This window comes from Streptomyces sp. NPDC048434, from assembly GCF_043200375.1.
Lineage (GTDB): Bacteria > Actinomycetota > Actinomycetes > Streptomycetales > Streptomycetaceae > Streptomyces.
Window position 1 is genome coordinate 146914 of the sequence record NZ_JBICXQ010000011.1, and the last position, 12194, is coordinate 159107.

At 70.4% G+C, this 12194-nt stretch carries 13 protein-coding genes; 6 read left to right on the forward strand and 7 right to left on the reverse strand.

The window, feature by feature from the left end; all coding sequences use genetic code 11:
• Positions 1-296: 296 nt before the first annotated feature.
• Positions 297-434 carry a hypothetical protein gene (locus ACGFWI_RS15490; protein ID WP_393906447.1) on the forward strand — a complete coding sequence of 46 codons (138 nt, stop codon included), beginning with the start codon at positions 297-299 and terminating at the stop codon, positions 432-434.
• A gap of 376 nt (positions 435-810) precedes the next feature.
• On the opposite strand, the gene ACGFWI_RS15495 is transcribed toward ACGFWI_RS15490, so the two are convergent.
• Positions 811-1104, reverse strand: a complete 294-nt coding sequence (locus ACGFWI_RS15495) for a DUF397 domain-containing protein (RefSeq protein WP_393906448.1) — start codon at positions 1102-1104, stop codon at positions 811-813.
• Positions 1085-1942: a helix-turn-helix domain-containing protein gene (locus tag ACGFWI_RS15500; RefSeq protein ID WP_393906449.1), complete on the reverse strand. Its 858-nt coding sequence runs from the start codon at positions 1940-1942 to the stop codon at positions 1085-1087. The genes ACGFWI_RS15495 and ACGFWI_RS15500 overlap by 20 nt, the downstream gene beginning before the upstream one ends.
• A 111-nt stretch (positions 1943-2053) precedes the next feature.
• Between ACGFWI_RS15500 and ACGFWI_RS15505 the strand changes: the two genes are divergently transcribed.
• Both ACGFWI_RS15505 and ACGFWI_RS15510 read left to right on the forward strand, forming a co-directional pair.
• Positions 2054-2266, forward strand: a complete 213-nt coding sequence (locus ACGFWI_RS15505; protein WP_393906450.1) for a hypothetical protein — start codon at positions 2054-2056, stop codon at positions 2264-2266.
• Positions 2263-2646 (forward strand): ATP-binding protein, encoded by a 384-nt coding sequence (locus tag ACGFWI_RS15510; protein WP_393906451.1) that lies wholly within the window; start codon positions 2263-2265, stop codon positions 2644-2646. Before ACGFWI_RS15505 ends, ACGFWI_RS15510 begins: the two co-directional genes overlap by 4 nt.
• Positions 2647-2745: 99 nt before the next feature.
• Here the strand turns inward: ACGFWI_RS15510 and ACGFWI_RS15515 are convergent, their stop codons facing one another.
• A complete protein-coding gene (locus tag ACGFWI_RS15515) occupies positions 2746-4701 on the reverse strand; it encodes an AMP-dependent synthetase/ligase (RefSeq protein ID WP_393906452.1) in 1956 nt (651 codons plus the stop codon).
• 776 nt (positions 4702-5477) lie between these two features.
• Between ACGFWI_RS15515 and ACGFWI_RS15520 the strand changes: the two genes are divergently transcribed.
• Positions 5478-6527 (forward strand): MaoC family dehydratase, encoded by a 1050-nt coding sequence (locus tag ACGFWI_RS15520; protein ID WP_393906453.1) that lies wholly within the window; start codon positions 5478-5480, stop codon positions 6525-6527.
• Between the two features lie 25 nt (positions 6528-6552).
• Here ACGFWI_RS15520 and ACGFWI_RS15525 read toward each other — a convergent pair whose 3' ends face one another.
• Positions 6553-7257 carry a TetR/AcrR family transcriptional regulator gene (locus tag ACGFWI_RS15525; protein WP_393906454.1) on the reverse strand — a complete coding sequence of 235 codons (705 nt, stop codon included), beginning with the start codon at positions 7255-7257 and terminating at the stop codon, positions 6553-6555.
• A gap of 164 nt (positions 7258-7421) precedes the next feature.
• Between ACGFWI_RS15525 and ACGFWI_RS15530 the strand changes: the two genes are divergently transcribed.
• Positions 7422-8312: an alpha/beta fold hydrolase gene (locus ACGFWI_RS15530; protein ID WP_393906455.1), complete on the forward strand. Its 891-nt coding sequence runs from the start codon at positions 7422-7424 to the stop codon at positions 8310-8312.
• Positions 8313-8815: 503 nt separating this feature from the next.
• Positions 8816-9142, forward strand: coding sequence for a hypothetical protein (locus ACGFWI_RS15535; protein WP_393906456.1), 327 nt, complete (start codon positions 8816-8818; stop codon positions 9140-9142).
• Positions 9143-9441: 299 nt separating this feature from the next.
• On the opposite strand, the gene ACGFWI_RS15540 is transcribed toward ACGFWI_RS15535, so the two are convergent.
• From ACGFWI_RS15540 to ACGFWI_RS15550, 3 genes are all read right to left on the reverse strand, one after another.
• Positions 9442-10797: a dicarboxylate/amino acid:cation symporter gene (locus ACGFWI_RS15540; RefSeq protein WP_393906457.1), complete on the reverse strand. Its 1356-nt coding sequence runs from the start codon at positions 10795-10797 to the stop codon at positions 9442-9444.
• Positions 10798-11228: 431 nt separating this feature from the next.
• The gene (locus tag ACGFWI_RS15545) at positions 11229-11519 is read right to left on the reverse strand and encodes a DUF4229 domain-containing protein (protein ID WP_393906458.1); all 291 of its coding nucleotides are present in this window, start codon (positions 11517-11519) and stop codon (positions 11229-11231) included.
• A gap of 150 nt (positions 11520-11669) precedes the next feature.
• On the reverse strand, positions 11670-12194 hold the full coding sequence (locus tag ACGFWI_RS15550) for a GNAT family N-acetyltransferase (protein ID WP_393906459.1): 525 nt from the start codon (positions 12192-12194) through the stop codon (positions 11670-11672).

Consider the following 12194-nt stretch of genomic DNA (forward strand, 5'->3'; position numbering starts at 1 on the left):
CCGGGGCATTGAGCGCGCAGGTCCGCGTGTCATCGTGACGCCGGGCCGGGCGGGCCGGCGGGCAACGGAATACCGGCCCGGCGCGCCCGTGCGAGCCCGCTGCCGGGTGCCCCGGCCCGTACGGCTTGTGTCCGGGACCGCTTCGCGGCGGCGCTCGCCGCGGATGCTGCCGGACGGCGATCGGGAGGGCCGAGACGCGAGGCCGGACGCTGCCTGCGCTGCCGGGTTGACGTTCGTGACGAAGTGATCACGGAAAGTGCTCACATGGCAACATGGCACGGCCTATCTTGGGCAAGATGAGCGAGGACATGCCCCCACAGAAGCCCTGCCCCGACTGTGGCGGCAGAGGCACCGTGGAGTGGGAGACGCCGATGGGCGACAAGGTCACCACACAGTGCTCCGGTTGCGGTGGCACCGGCACCGTCCTGGCGTAGAGGAGGCGAAGGCAGGCATGGCGGCCTTCAACAGGAACGGCAAGCCGGTCGGCCTGGACGCGCAGTACGTGGGCCGGCTGCCGTGTTCCACCTGCGGCATACGGTCGATGAAACTGCCCGGCCAGCAGGGCGGGTTGTGCATCCCGTGTTACGCGGACGAGTGCACCACCGCGGGGCGCCGGGCGGCGACGGCCGGGGCGTGGGTGGCGGCCAGTTTTGTGGGCGACCCGTGCCTTGCGTGCGGGTCGCGGTCCGTTGACGCCAACGGGTGGGCGTTCTGGTGCAATTCGTGCGAGATGCAGACGGCTGTGGCCCTGCCCCCGCAGTGAGAAGGCCCCCGGCGCGGTGAAGCAGGGCGATACCTCTGCGCAGACCCTCAGCCGCCGAGGGAGTCGCCCTTGACCGCCGTCACGAAGCGGCTCCAGGCGCCGGCCGCGAGGACGAGGACCGGCCCCTCGGGTGCCTTGGAGTCCCGGACGGGGACGAGGCCGGGGACGTCGTCGGCGACTTCGACGCAGTTACCGCCGTCGCCATTGCTATGACTGCTCTTGCGCCAGTTGGCGGCGCCGCGGAACCCTTCGGCGACCTCCAGGCATTCGCCGCCGTCACCATTGCTGTAGCTACTCTTCCGCCAACACGCGGCACTCAAGTCAAGGGTTCTGCTGGCCATTTCGGTAGTCCTCAGCCGCTTCTTCGATGATGGCGAGGGACGCCTCCGGTGGCAGTGCGGCGGCCCTGAGCCGATCGTATGCCTTGCGGTACTGCTTCACGAGGGCCGGATCGTCGATGGTCTGGCCGTGGTAGGGACCCTCCGTGTACATCAGCGGCGGCTCGTCGTCGAACTCCATGAACATGAGCGACAGTTCCATGAAAGGACGAGTCGGGGCATTACACGGCAGGATCTGTGGAAAGACGCGCCGCCGCCGTACCAAGCCGACGATCTGGTCGAGCTGTTCGGCCATCTCCAGTGGCGGCAGGAGCGGATTCCGGCCCCGCACCAGAGACTCGTGCAAGATGAGCCAATACTCCAGCTTCCTCGGGGCGTCGAAGAGCTTGGCCAGCTGCAATCTAGCCCGGACCTTCGCGTCGACCTCCTCCGGTAGATCGAGCGGATGCGTGGAGTGGATGACCGCTCGCGTGTACGCCTCGGTCTGCAGCAGGCCGGGGATGAGCGCATTGCTCCACCGCTCGATGCCCCGGGCCCGCGTCTCCGCCTCCACAATCGGCGCGAAGTACTCGGCATGTGCACCCCGCCGCGCCTTCCGCACGTCCTCACACCGCCGCTCGAAGAATCCATCGGTCTCCAGCACCCGGTCCACATGGCGGGCCAGCTCCAAGGGCATGCGTCGCGTCCCGCGCTCGATTTCGCTCAGGTAGCTCTGCGCGAAGAAGCTGCCCTCAACGGTCTCCTGGAGAGTGCGGCCGGCTGCTTCCCGTTTCCAGCGCAACTCTGCGCCGTAAAAGGCGGGGACGCCCATCGATCCGTCAACGTCCTTGCGTGCAGGCATGGTTCACCGTTCCACGATCCGCGAGGTGGAGTCCGATCCCCTTCCACGCTACGCCGAGTGACGTCACGCTGTGAGCACTTCGTCACCATGCGCACAGGAAGGCGTACGCCCATGTCCAGCCCCCTCCACCACGACGACGTGCACGACTGCACCGAGCTGCTGCGCAGCGCGCTCAAGGACAACGGGATCACGCTGCCGTCCCTCGGGGTCGATCTGCCGGGGTTCGCCGGCAGTTATGCGGTCCCGCTCGTCGCGCTCGGTAACTGCAATACGGCCACCGCCCGCAAGCTGGCCGAGGTGCTCCGTAAGGCGGCCGCGCGGTGAGTACGTCGTCCGGGCCGCTCACGCTGGAGCTGCTCGCCTTACCCAAGGAAGTGCCCGTGCTCCGGCGCACCGTGCGCGAGCACCTGGGCGGCCCGTGCGAGGAGGTCCAGCTCTGCGTCAGCGAAATACTCGGCAATGTGATCCGGCACGTCGGGGAGGGCACCCCCGTCGTCGTCCACATCAGCGGCACGGCCGGCGGCCGGACCCGGGTGGAGGTCACCGACCCCGACCCGCGGGCGCTGCCCGTACTGCTGCGGGCCACCGGCGACGACGAGCGCGGGCGGGGCATGGCGCTGCTGGATGCCGTCTCGCTGCGGTGGGGCGTGGTGCTGCGGGGAGGCGACCGCAAGACCGTCTGGTGCGAGATCGCCGGGACGTAGCACCGCGACAGCGCACGTCAAACCCCGTGCCACCTCCCCCACAGAGGTGACACGGGGTTCCAGTCTGACGCGCCGAGGGCTCCGGCTCCAGAGCTGGGGTCACCTGCTTTCGTAAAGGCCCGCTATGTCCTTGGCGAAGTCGCGGACGACGGCGGCCCGGCGGAGCTTCAAGGACGGGGTCAGATGTCCGGTTTCCTCGGTGAAGTCCACCGGGAGGACGGCGAAGCGGCGGATGGACTCGGCGCGGGAGACCAGTTCGTTGGCGTCGTCGACGGCGCGCTGGAGGTCGGCGAGCAGGCGTTCGTCGTGGGCCAGCCGCTCCAGCGGCAGATTCTGCTTCTTGTTCATCTGGCACCAGTGGGCGAGACCGTCCGGCTCCAGGGTGATCAGGGCGGTGATGTAGGGGCGGTTGTCGCCGACGACCAGGCACTGGCCGACGAGGGGGTGGGAGCGGAGGCGGTCCTCCAGGGGGGCGGGGGCGACGTTCTTGCCGCCCGTGGTCACGAGGATCTCCTTCTTGCGGCCGGTGATCGTGAGGTAGCCGTCCGCGTCGAGGGCACCGAGGTCGCCGGTGGCGAGCCAGCCCTGCTCGGTGACGGGACGGGCCGCGCCGAGGGCCGCGTCCCAGTAGCCGGAGAAGACATGGCCGCCCTGGACCAGGATCTCCCCGTCGTCGGCGATGCGTACGGCGCTGCCGGGCAGCGGCCAGCCGACCGTGCCGATACGGGGGCGCAGGGGTGGGGTGACGGTCGTCGCGGCCGTCGTCTCCGTGAGGCCGTAGCCCTCGAAGATCTCGATGCCGGCGCCCGTGTAGAAGGCGGCGAGGCGGTGGCCGAGGGGCGAGCCGCCGCTGAGGATGTAGCGGACCTTGCCGCCGAGGGCGGCGCGGATACGGCGGTAGACGAGCGGGTCGTAGAACTTGCGGGCGGCCTTGAGGGCGACGCCGGGGCCGGAGCCCGTTCCGTGCTCCTTGGCTTCCACCGCCTCGCCGTAGGAGCGGGCGATGCGGGCCGCGCGGTCGAAGGAGGCGGCGCGGCCCATCTTCTCCGCGGTGGCGCGGCCCGTGTTGTAGACCTTCTCCAGGACGTACGGGATGCCGAGGAGGAACGTCGGCCGGAAGCCCGCCAGGTCGGCGAGCAGGTCGTCGGTCTGGATGCTGGGGGCGTGGCCGAGGCGGACCCGGGCGCGCAGACAGCCGACGGCGACCATCCGGCCGAAGACGTGCGAGAGGGGCAGGAAGAGGAGGGTGGAGGCGGGCTCCTCGCTGACCGACTTGAAGACGGGGTGGAGGAGTTCGATGGAGTTGTCGACCTCGGCGAAGAAGTTGGCGTGGGTGAGGGCGCAGCCCTTGGGGCGGCCGGTGGTGCCGGAGGTGTAGATGAGGGTGGCGAGGTCGTAGGGGCCCGTGGCGGCACGGCGCTCTTCCACCACCGAATTTGGCAGGCCGCGGCCTTCGGCGACGAGTTGGGAGACGGCGCCGGTGTTGAACTGCCAGAGGTGATCAAGGCCGGGGAGTTCGCCGCGCAGGCCGCTGATCAGGCGGGTCTCCTCGACGTTCTCCACGACGCAGGCGCGGGCACGGGAGTCGTGCAGGATCCACTGCGCCTGGCGGGCGGAGGACGTGGGGTAGATCGGGACGGTGACCAGGCCGGCCGCCCAGGCGGCGAAGTCGATGAGGGTCCACTCGTAGGTCGTACGGGCCATGATCGCGAGCCGGTCGCCGGGGCGGAGGCCGCATGCGATCAGGCCCTTGGCGACCGCGCGTACCTCGACGGCGAACTCCGCCGCGGTGATGTCGCGCCAGGTGCCGCTGGGTTGCTTACGTGCCAGGACGACCTCGGCGGGAGCCTCGGCGGCGTTGTGGAAGGGGATGTCGCCGAGCGAACCGCTGTGTACGGGCGGGGCCATCGGGGGGACGTAGACCTCGCGGACGGTGCCGCCCACCAGGGTCTTCTGTGGCTCCACGAGGGCGGGGGCGGGGTCCGGGGTGGAGCCGGCGGGGGCGTCGTCAGGGCCGGCGGGTGATGCGGTGGCTGCACTTTCCTGGTTGGACACGAGCGGGTCCTCGTTTCTCCTGTGGAGTGCGGGGAGGGGACGGGGGTGCGGGTGGGGAGGGGGACCGGGGGTGCGGGTGCGGGTGCGGGTGCGGGTGCGGGGGTGCCGCCGGGCTGCTGACGGGACTCGTGCGGGGGGCGGTGGGGACGTGTGACATGTGGGGACGTGTGGGGACCGCCCGCAGGCCGGAACTGAGGGCGGGTGGCCCGGCCATGGGCCAGGGCCGCCCGCACCGGGCGGGCACCTGGCGGGAGAAGGGTGGGGAAGGTTGGTGGGGAAGGGGGCCGGTGCGTCGTCTTCGCGGCCCGCGGCAACGGCGGACCCCGCGCGGCCCCGGGGCCCGGAAGGCGCGCGACGGCACGCAGGGATGAGGAGCCGGCCCCCACCGGGCAGCGGCAGACGAAGCCCGACCCGGCCTCTCGATAGCGTCGAACTACCGGCCGTCATCGTGGCGTCGGCGTCGCGGGGTCCGAACACCCGCCGGAGCCGGGTGAGTTACGGCAGCACGGGGGCGGCGATGGCGACCGGCGGCGGACGGCTCGCCCCAGGCAGGGGAATCCGTGGAACACATCCTCGACCCAGCTCCTGACCGAACAGTAACCTTACTTCGAAGTAAAACTACGCCAGGACCAGGAGTTGGCCAATGCCCGATCGCTCCCTTCGTCGCAGCAATTCCGGGCCCGGCCGCCCCGCCGCCGGCCTCTTCGCCCGTCTCCTCCCCAGCCGTCCCGGTCTGCCGCGGCCCACGCCGCTGCCCGAGCCCGCCGGGGCCTGAGATGAGCGACGCCCCCACGGCAACTGTGCGGCTGCGCCGGGCGCCCCGGCTGATGCCCGTACTGGGCAAAGGGGTGCTGACCGGGATCGGCAAGCGTCCGCATCCGGACGCCGCCCTGCCGGCCACCCGCCTCGTCCTGCCCACCGCACGGATCGATCCGGCCAGGGCCGCCGCGTACGCCAGGGTCTGCGGCTTCCCGGACACCGGCCCGCTGCCGGTCACCTACCCGCACATACTCGGCTTCCCGCTCGCTGCCCGGCTGATGAGCGCGCGCGCCTTCCCGCTGCCACTGCTCGGGCTCGTCCACACCGCGATCGAGATCGAGCAGTATGCGCCGCTTCACCTCGACGACCGGCTCGAACTCACGGTATTTGCGGGGGAGTTGCGGGCCCATCGCCGTGGCACGGAAGTCGTGATGGTGACCGAGGCCAGGCGCGCGGGGCGGCTGGTGTGGACGGACCGGAGCAGCTATCTAGCGCGACACGGGGGGCCGGGAGGGGCGGAGGCGGCCACGCCGCTGCCGGACGGCGCGGAAGGAGCGCCGACGCCGCCGCCGGACGACCGGCCGCCACCGGCCCACGCACCGCCGCCGGACGACGATCCGCTGTACGCCGGCACCCCGCCACCCGACGGTGCGCCGTCCCCGGAGGACGGGTCGCCCCCGGAGGACGGGTCGCCCCTCCGCCGCGCCGTGTGGCAGCTGCCCGCCGGCCTCGGCCGTCGGCATGCCGCGGTGTCCGGCGACTACAACCCGATCCACCTCCACCCGCTCACCGCCCGCCCGCTCGGCTTCCCGCGCGCCCTCGCCCACGGCATGTGGACATTCGCCCGCTGCACCGCCGAGGCCCTGCCCCCCGGCACCGCCCCCGTACGCATCACCGCCGCCTTCCGCGCCCCGGCCCTGCTGCCCACCACCGTGACCTACACCCAGCAGGACGCGGCGGACGGCACCGGCGCCACCTTCACGCTCCGGGGCACACCGGCCGGCACCGCACGGCCCCGGCTCCACGTCTGCGGAAATCTGACGACGGACATCCCGCCACGGCCCTGATCCGCCGGCCGTCCGCCGGTCCGCGTCACCCCCTGACGCCGGACGGGCCCTCCTGGCCGTCGAGTCCGCCGGGCGCCCAGCGTTCGCCACCCATCAGCCGGCCGAGGCCCGCCCAGACGAAGTTCATCATCGTGGCCGCCGTGTCCTTCGCCGACGGATGTTCGCGCTCACCCGAAGCCCCTTCGTCCGTACGGACATTGGCCCACTCGGCGAGCGACTCGGCCGCACCGACCAGGGCATGGGAGAGCCCGGCGACCTCCCGTTCGGCCAGTTCGCCGGCGCAGCCCGCTTCCTTTGCGGCTGCACCGATCAACTCCGTGACGAATGCGACGATCTCCGCCCGCATCGCGGCCGCTTCGCGCGCGAACGGCTCACCGTGTGTCCGTGCCTGCTGATGGAGTACGGCCCAGCCGTCCGGATGCTCGGCGGTGTGCGCGAAGAACCCCTTCAGACCGCTCCACAGCTGCCGGTCGGCCGTCCCCCCGGGCTCCACGGCGCCCGTCACGGCCGCCACCAGCGCCTCCGACTCCCGCCGGATCACCGTGCTGAACAGGTCTTCCTTCGAATTCAGGTAGAGATAGACCAGCGGCTTGGAGACCCCGGCCGCCTCGGCGATCTCATCCATCGAGGCCGTTGCATAACCACGCCGTGCGAACGTCAGCACCGCGGCGTCCAGCATCTGCCGCTCCCGGACAGCACGCGGCACCCGCTTGCTCTTCACAGCTCCCACCCTGAATGTCCCTCCATCCCGCCCCTTTACTGCAAAGTAAGTTTACGATCTTCGCTTCTCCTCCGCCTTCCCTCCCTCGACACGTTCGCGCCATGGCGAGACGATACGTCTCGCCATGCCATCGGAGCGATGGCTGTGCCCCACTCCCCCTGGAGGACAGCACCGTGCAGCAGTTCATCGAAGCCGCCCCCGGCATCCGCCTGTGGACGGAGCAGCGCGGTGCCGCCGATGCGGCCCCCTTGCTGCTGATCACGGGTGCCCAGGCGAGCGGCGTCGGCTGGCCGGAACCACTGGTCGACGCGCTGGCCGCGCACCACCGGGTCATCCGCTACGACCACCGCGACACCGGCCGCTCGACCTGGCCTTTCGACGAGCAGCCGTACCGGATCGCCGATCTCGCCGATGACGTGATCGCGGTCCTGGACGGGCTGGGTGTCGACCGGGCTCATATCGTCGGCATGTCATTGGGCGGCATGCTGGCCCAGATGGTGCTCGCCGACCACCCCGACCGACTGCTCAGCGCCACTCTCATCGGCACCAGCGCCCTCAGCAGCACCCCGTACACCCGCCCCGACGGCCGCACGGTCCCGGTGGACGAGCTGCCGGGGATCGCGCCCGAGGTCCTGGAGCTGTGGGCCCGCCCGGTCGAGGATCACGGTGCGGCGGCCGAGGTACAGCGCCGGATCGAACACTGGCGGGTACTCGCCGGTGACCAACTTCCCTTCGACACCGACTCTTTCCGTGCTCTTGAACAGCGCGTCATCGAGCACACGGGGCACTACCGGACGAGCACCGCGCACGGCCGTGCGGAGCACGACGGGATGCTCCGCACGGACCGGCTCGCCAAGAACGAGGTGCCGGCGCTCGTGGTCAGCGCGCCGGCCGAGCCGGTCTTCCCGCCGCCGCACCCCCAACACCTCGCGCAGTGCGTCCACGGCGCGTCCCTCGTCGAGATCCCGGGGATGGCGCATGCGCTGCCGCCCGCCGTACTGGAACCGCTCGCCACGGCGGTCCTGCGCCATACGGGAGCGACGAAGGGCCGGGGAGAGGGCTGAGGGGAGGAGGGGGAGAGAGCGGCAGCAGCACCGGAGTTACTCACGGCGCGGGCCGCTCCCCGGGACCCGGCCGACGCCTTCCGGACCCGGGACACAGAGGTGCCCCACCGACGTGAACCCCTCTTCCGAACCCTGAGCAGCGTCAAACCGCCGTGCCCGAACCAGCTCCCCTCATCGCGCGCGATCAACCAGAGCACGCCATGGCGGCCAACCCATGTACGCCGGACACGACCACGACCGCACAGAGTCGCCACCCACGCAGACGACTGCACAGTGCGGTCACCTCAAGCAGCACACACCTGGCTAGGCCTTACGGAGGAGACGGTCTCGGCGATCTACACCCTGCGAAGGATCCTTGATCATTCCGGTGGTCGATGTCCCAAGATCCGGCGGCGCAACAGAGTGGAGGGCGCAGGTGATCACGGTGCCCGGGGGGACAACCGGCCCGCGAACAACCACCTGTGTCCCCACCGATGACCTTCGGACCTTCAAGGAGTATGACCATGAGGAAGTTCGCGCGGAGCGCGGCAGTGGCCGGCGCGGGGTTCGCGCTGGCGGCGGTGCTGTCGCCGGTGGCCCACGCGGCCGGCCAGGCCCAGGCCCCCGAGGCGCAGGGGAAGATCTGGGTGCACGCCCACGAGCATGCCCAGACCTACAAGGAGGCCACCACCCATTCCCCGAAGGCGGGCAGTGGCATACGGAAGGGCGAGAGCGCCCCGGTCATCTGCCTGTCCACAACCGGGTGGTACAAGATCGCTGACGCGGGCCCGAGTCCCATCTGGGCGGAAGCGCAGCACTTCGAGTCCGTGGTCCACATGCCGAAGTGCTGACCACCTGACCAGTGCCCTCGCGCTCCGTACGGGGCGCGAGGGCGCTGTCCGTATGCGGCTCAGCCGCGTGGGCCCGACCAGCGCGCGGAGCGCCTAGCTGGTCCTCCCGTCAGAAACGCTGCTGATGGTGCACCGTGGCATCGACCGGTACAAGCCGCCCCACCGTTGATCCCTCGCACCGCAGAGGACATCACCGTCGAGCAGGCACGGTTGACTCACCGATCACGCCCCCGCAGGTCGCATGGGAAAGCCCCGGCCTTGTGACGAAGGTCGGGGCTCATCCGTGGGCGTAGCTCGCATCAGGCAGCAGCCGCCGCGGGGACCTTCTCCGCCGCGTCGTCAGCAGTGGCCGCGTCCAGGCTGATGCTCGTGGCGCCGTTGTACGCGTCGCGGTCCAGGATCTTCTCCTTGGCGGACACCAGGATCGGGATGACCGACTGGCCGGCCACGTTGGTGGCCGTACGCATCATGTCCAGGATCGGGTCGATGGCCATCAGCAGACCGACGCCCTCCAGGGGCAGGCCCAGCGTGGAGAGGGTCAGTGTCAGCATCACCGTCGCGCCGGTCAGTCCGGCGGTGGCGGCGGAGCCGATGACGGAGACGAAGGCGATCAGGAGGTAGTCGCCGATGCCGAGGTGGACGTCGAAGATCTGGGCGATGAAGATCGCGGCGATCGCCGGGTAGATCGAGGCGCAGCCGTCCATCTTGGTCGTCGAGCCGAACGGCACCGCGAAGGAGGCGTACTCGCGCGGCACGCCGAGACGCTGGGTGACCTGCTGGGTGACCGGCATGGTGCCGACCGACGAGCGGGAGACGAAGGCCAGCTGGATGGCGGGCCAGGCGCCGCGGAAGAACTGCAGCGGGTTGACCTTGGCGACGGTCGACAGCAGCAGCGGGTAGACGCCGAACAGCACCAGGGCGCAGCCGACGTAGATGTCGACGGTGAAGGTCGCGTACTTGCCGATCAGGTTCCAGCCGTACGTCGCGATGGCGTTGCCGATGAGGCCGACGGTGCCGATCGGGGCGAGGCGGATGACCCACCACAGGGCCTTCTGGAGCAGTTCGAGGACCGAGCGGCTGATCGCGAGGACCGGCTCGGCCTTCTCGCCGAGCTGGAGAGCCGCGATACCGGCCACGGCCGCCATGAAGACGATCTGCAGGACGTTGAGCTCGGTGAACGGCGTGATGATGTCGGTGGGGACGATGCCGGTCAGGAAGTCGATCCAGGAGCCGGCGTGGTCGGGGAGCTTGCCATCCTTGGGGGTCAGGCCGGTGCCCGCGCCCGGGTTGGTGAGCAGGCCGATCGCCAGGCCGATCGCGACGGCGATCAGCGAGGTGGCCATGAACCACAGCAGGGTGCGGCTGGCGAGCCGGGCGGCGTTGTTGACCTGCCGCAGATTGGTGATCGACACCAGGATCGCGAAGAAGACCAGCGGGGCCACGGCGAGCTTCAGCAGCTGGACGAAGAGGTCGCCGATGTGCTGCAGCGTGGTGGTGAGCCAGCCGATGTCACCGCTCTTGGCGATCCAGCCGAGCAGCACGCCCAGGGCGAGGCCGGTCAGGATCTGCGCCCAGAACGGGACCTTGGGTATGCGGGAGGACTTGGGGGGCTGGGGAGCCGGTGAGGACTCGGCGGTCTCGGCAGACGTGGACAACGGACACACTCCGGGGACAGGTGAGACGTCGGGGCGGCGGAAAGAAGCGCCAGGAAGGTGAGCGGCTGCGGAGCAGACGCGAAGGGGGGCCTCTCCCGCCCGGAGGGTGAGGGAGAAGATCTCCGGCCGCTGAGGAGAGAGGTCAGCGGCGGCAACAGGCCGCGGACATACAGCGGCAGAGATCGACGTGCAGGCGCGCCACGAGCGGAGTGCTCATGGGGGACGGGGGCGCGGCTGCTGTCTTCATGCCAAGTACGTTAACACTTGAACTTTGAGGAACCCAAAGAAAATCTTTGAGTTCCCGAGGGGTCCGCGCACCGGACCACCCGTCAACAACACGACAGGCGCCCGGCCATGGAGCGGAGTCCATGGCGCCGGGCGCCTGTCGTGACGAAGCGGGTGTGAGGCGTCTTACATAAAGGTCCAGGCCTTTACGACAGCCCGTCCTCCTGGCCGGCGTTGGCCGCGAGGCGCTCGCGCTGCCGGTCGACCTTGGCGACGATCTGCTCGGACATCGCGTCCCGCTGCTTGCGCAGCAGCACGAAGCTGAGCGGCGCGGAGATCACGATGGCGAGCAGCAGCAGCCAGACGGCGTTGGAGGCGCCGACGGCGAGCGGGATGACGTGGACATACGCCAGCGCCCACACCACGGCGAGCGAGGCAACGAAGAGGCCGATGCGAAGGGTGGTGTAGCGGAGCGTGGCGAAGTTGTGGCTACTCACGGATGGGACCTTCTCCTCAACGGCAACCTAAAGGGTCTGCATCCAGTCAAGCACAGCGCTTCGGGCGATCTTCGCGGCCCCCGCCGCGGATCCGCCCCAGACCGCCCGGCCCGGCCCGCGCCCGTCGTCCCCGCCCCGTCGGCCTGCCGGTCAGCCCAGCTCCAGCCACATCGTGACGTCATCGCGGAAGTCGTCGTCGGCCAGCTTGATCGCGCCGGGGACGCGGCCGACCTCCTTGTAGCCGCAGGCCTCGTAGAAGCGGTGCACACCCGTGCCGCCGCGGCAGGTGAGGCGCAGGGCGGTGACGCCGTCGAAGCCGCTGGCGGCCTCGGCGACCGCGGCCATCAGCCGGCGGCCGGCGCCCTGCCCCTGGAGGGAGGGGTGGACCATGACCGTGTAGACCCACAGCCAGTGCGTCATCAGACGGTGGCCGTTGAAGGTGAGGAACGCCGTGGCCAGGACCCGGCCGTCCGCGTCACGGCCGACCATCAGGCGGCTGCGGCCCTCGGCCATGGCCGTCAGATGCGTGAGCAGATCCGGGCGGATCTGCTCCGGCGACACCGGCGGGAGGAAGCCGACCGCCCCGCCGGCGTTGGAGACATCGGCCCACAACGCGCATATCCCGTCGCGGAGTTCGGGGGTGACGGAAGGGTCCAGGTCAAAACGCACGTGCAT

Excerpts from the sequence above, each read along its gene's own strand:
- ACGFWI_RS15490 (WP_393906447.1), top strand. The coding sequence starts at position 297 with ATGAGCGAGGACATGCCCCCACAGAAGCCCTGCCCCGACTGTGGCGGC.
- ACGFWI_RS15495 (WP_393906448.1), bottom strand. The coding sequence starts at position 1,104 with ATGGCCAGCAGAACCCTTGACTTGAGTGCCGCGTGTTGGCGGAAGAGT.
- ACGFWI_RS15500 (WP_393906449.1), bottom strand. The coding sequence starts at position 1,942 with ATGCCTGCACGCAAGGACGTTGACGGATCGATGGGCGTCCCCGCCTTT.
- ACGFWI_RS15505 (WP_393906450.1), top strand. The coding sequence starts at position 2,054 with ATGTCCAGCCCCCTCCACCACGACGACGTGCACGACTGCACCGAGCTG.
- ACGFWI_RS15520 (WP_393906453.1), top strand. The coding sequence starts at position 5,478 with ATGAGCGACGCCCCCACGGCAACTGTGCGGCTGCGCCGGGCGCCCCGG.
- ACGFWI_RS15535 (WP_393906456.1), top strand. The coding sequence starts at position 8,816 with ATGAGGAAGTTCGCGCGGAGCGCGGCAGTGGCCGGCGCGGGGTTCGCG.
- ACGFWI_RS15550 (WP_393906459.1), bottom strand. The coding sequence starts at position 12,194 with ATGCACGTGCGTTTTGACCTGGACCCTTCCGTCACCCCCGAACTCCGC.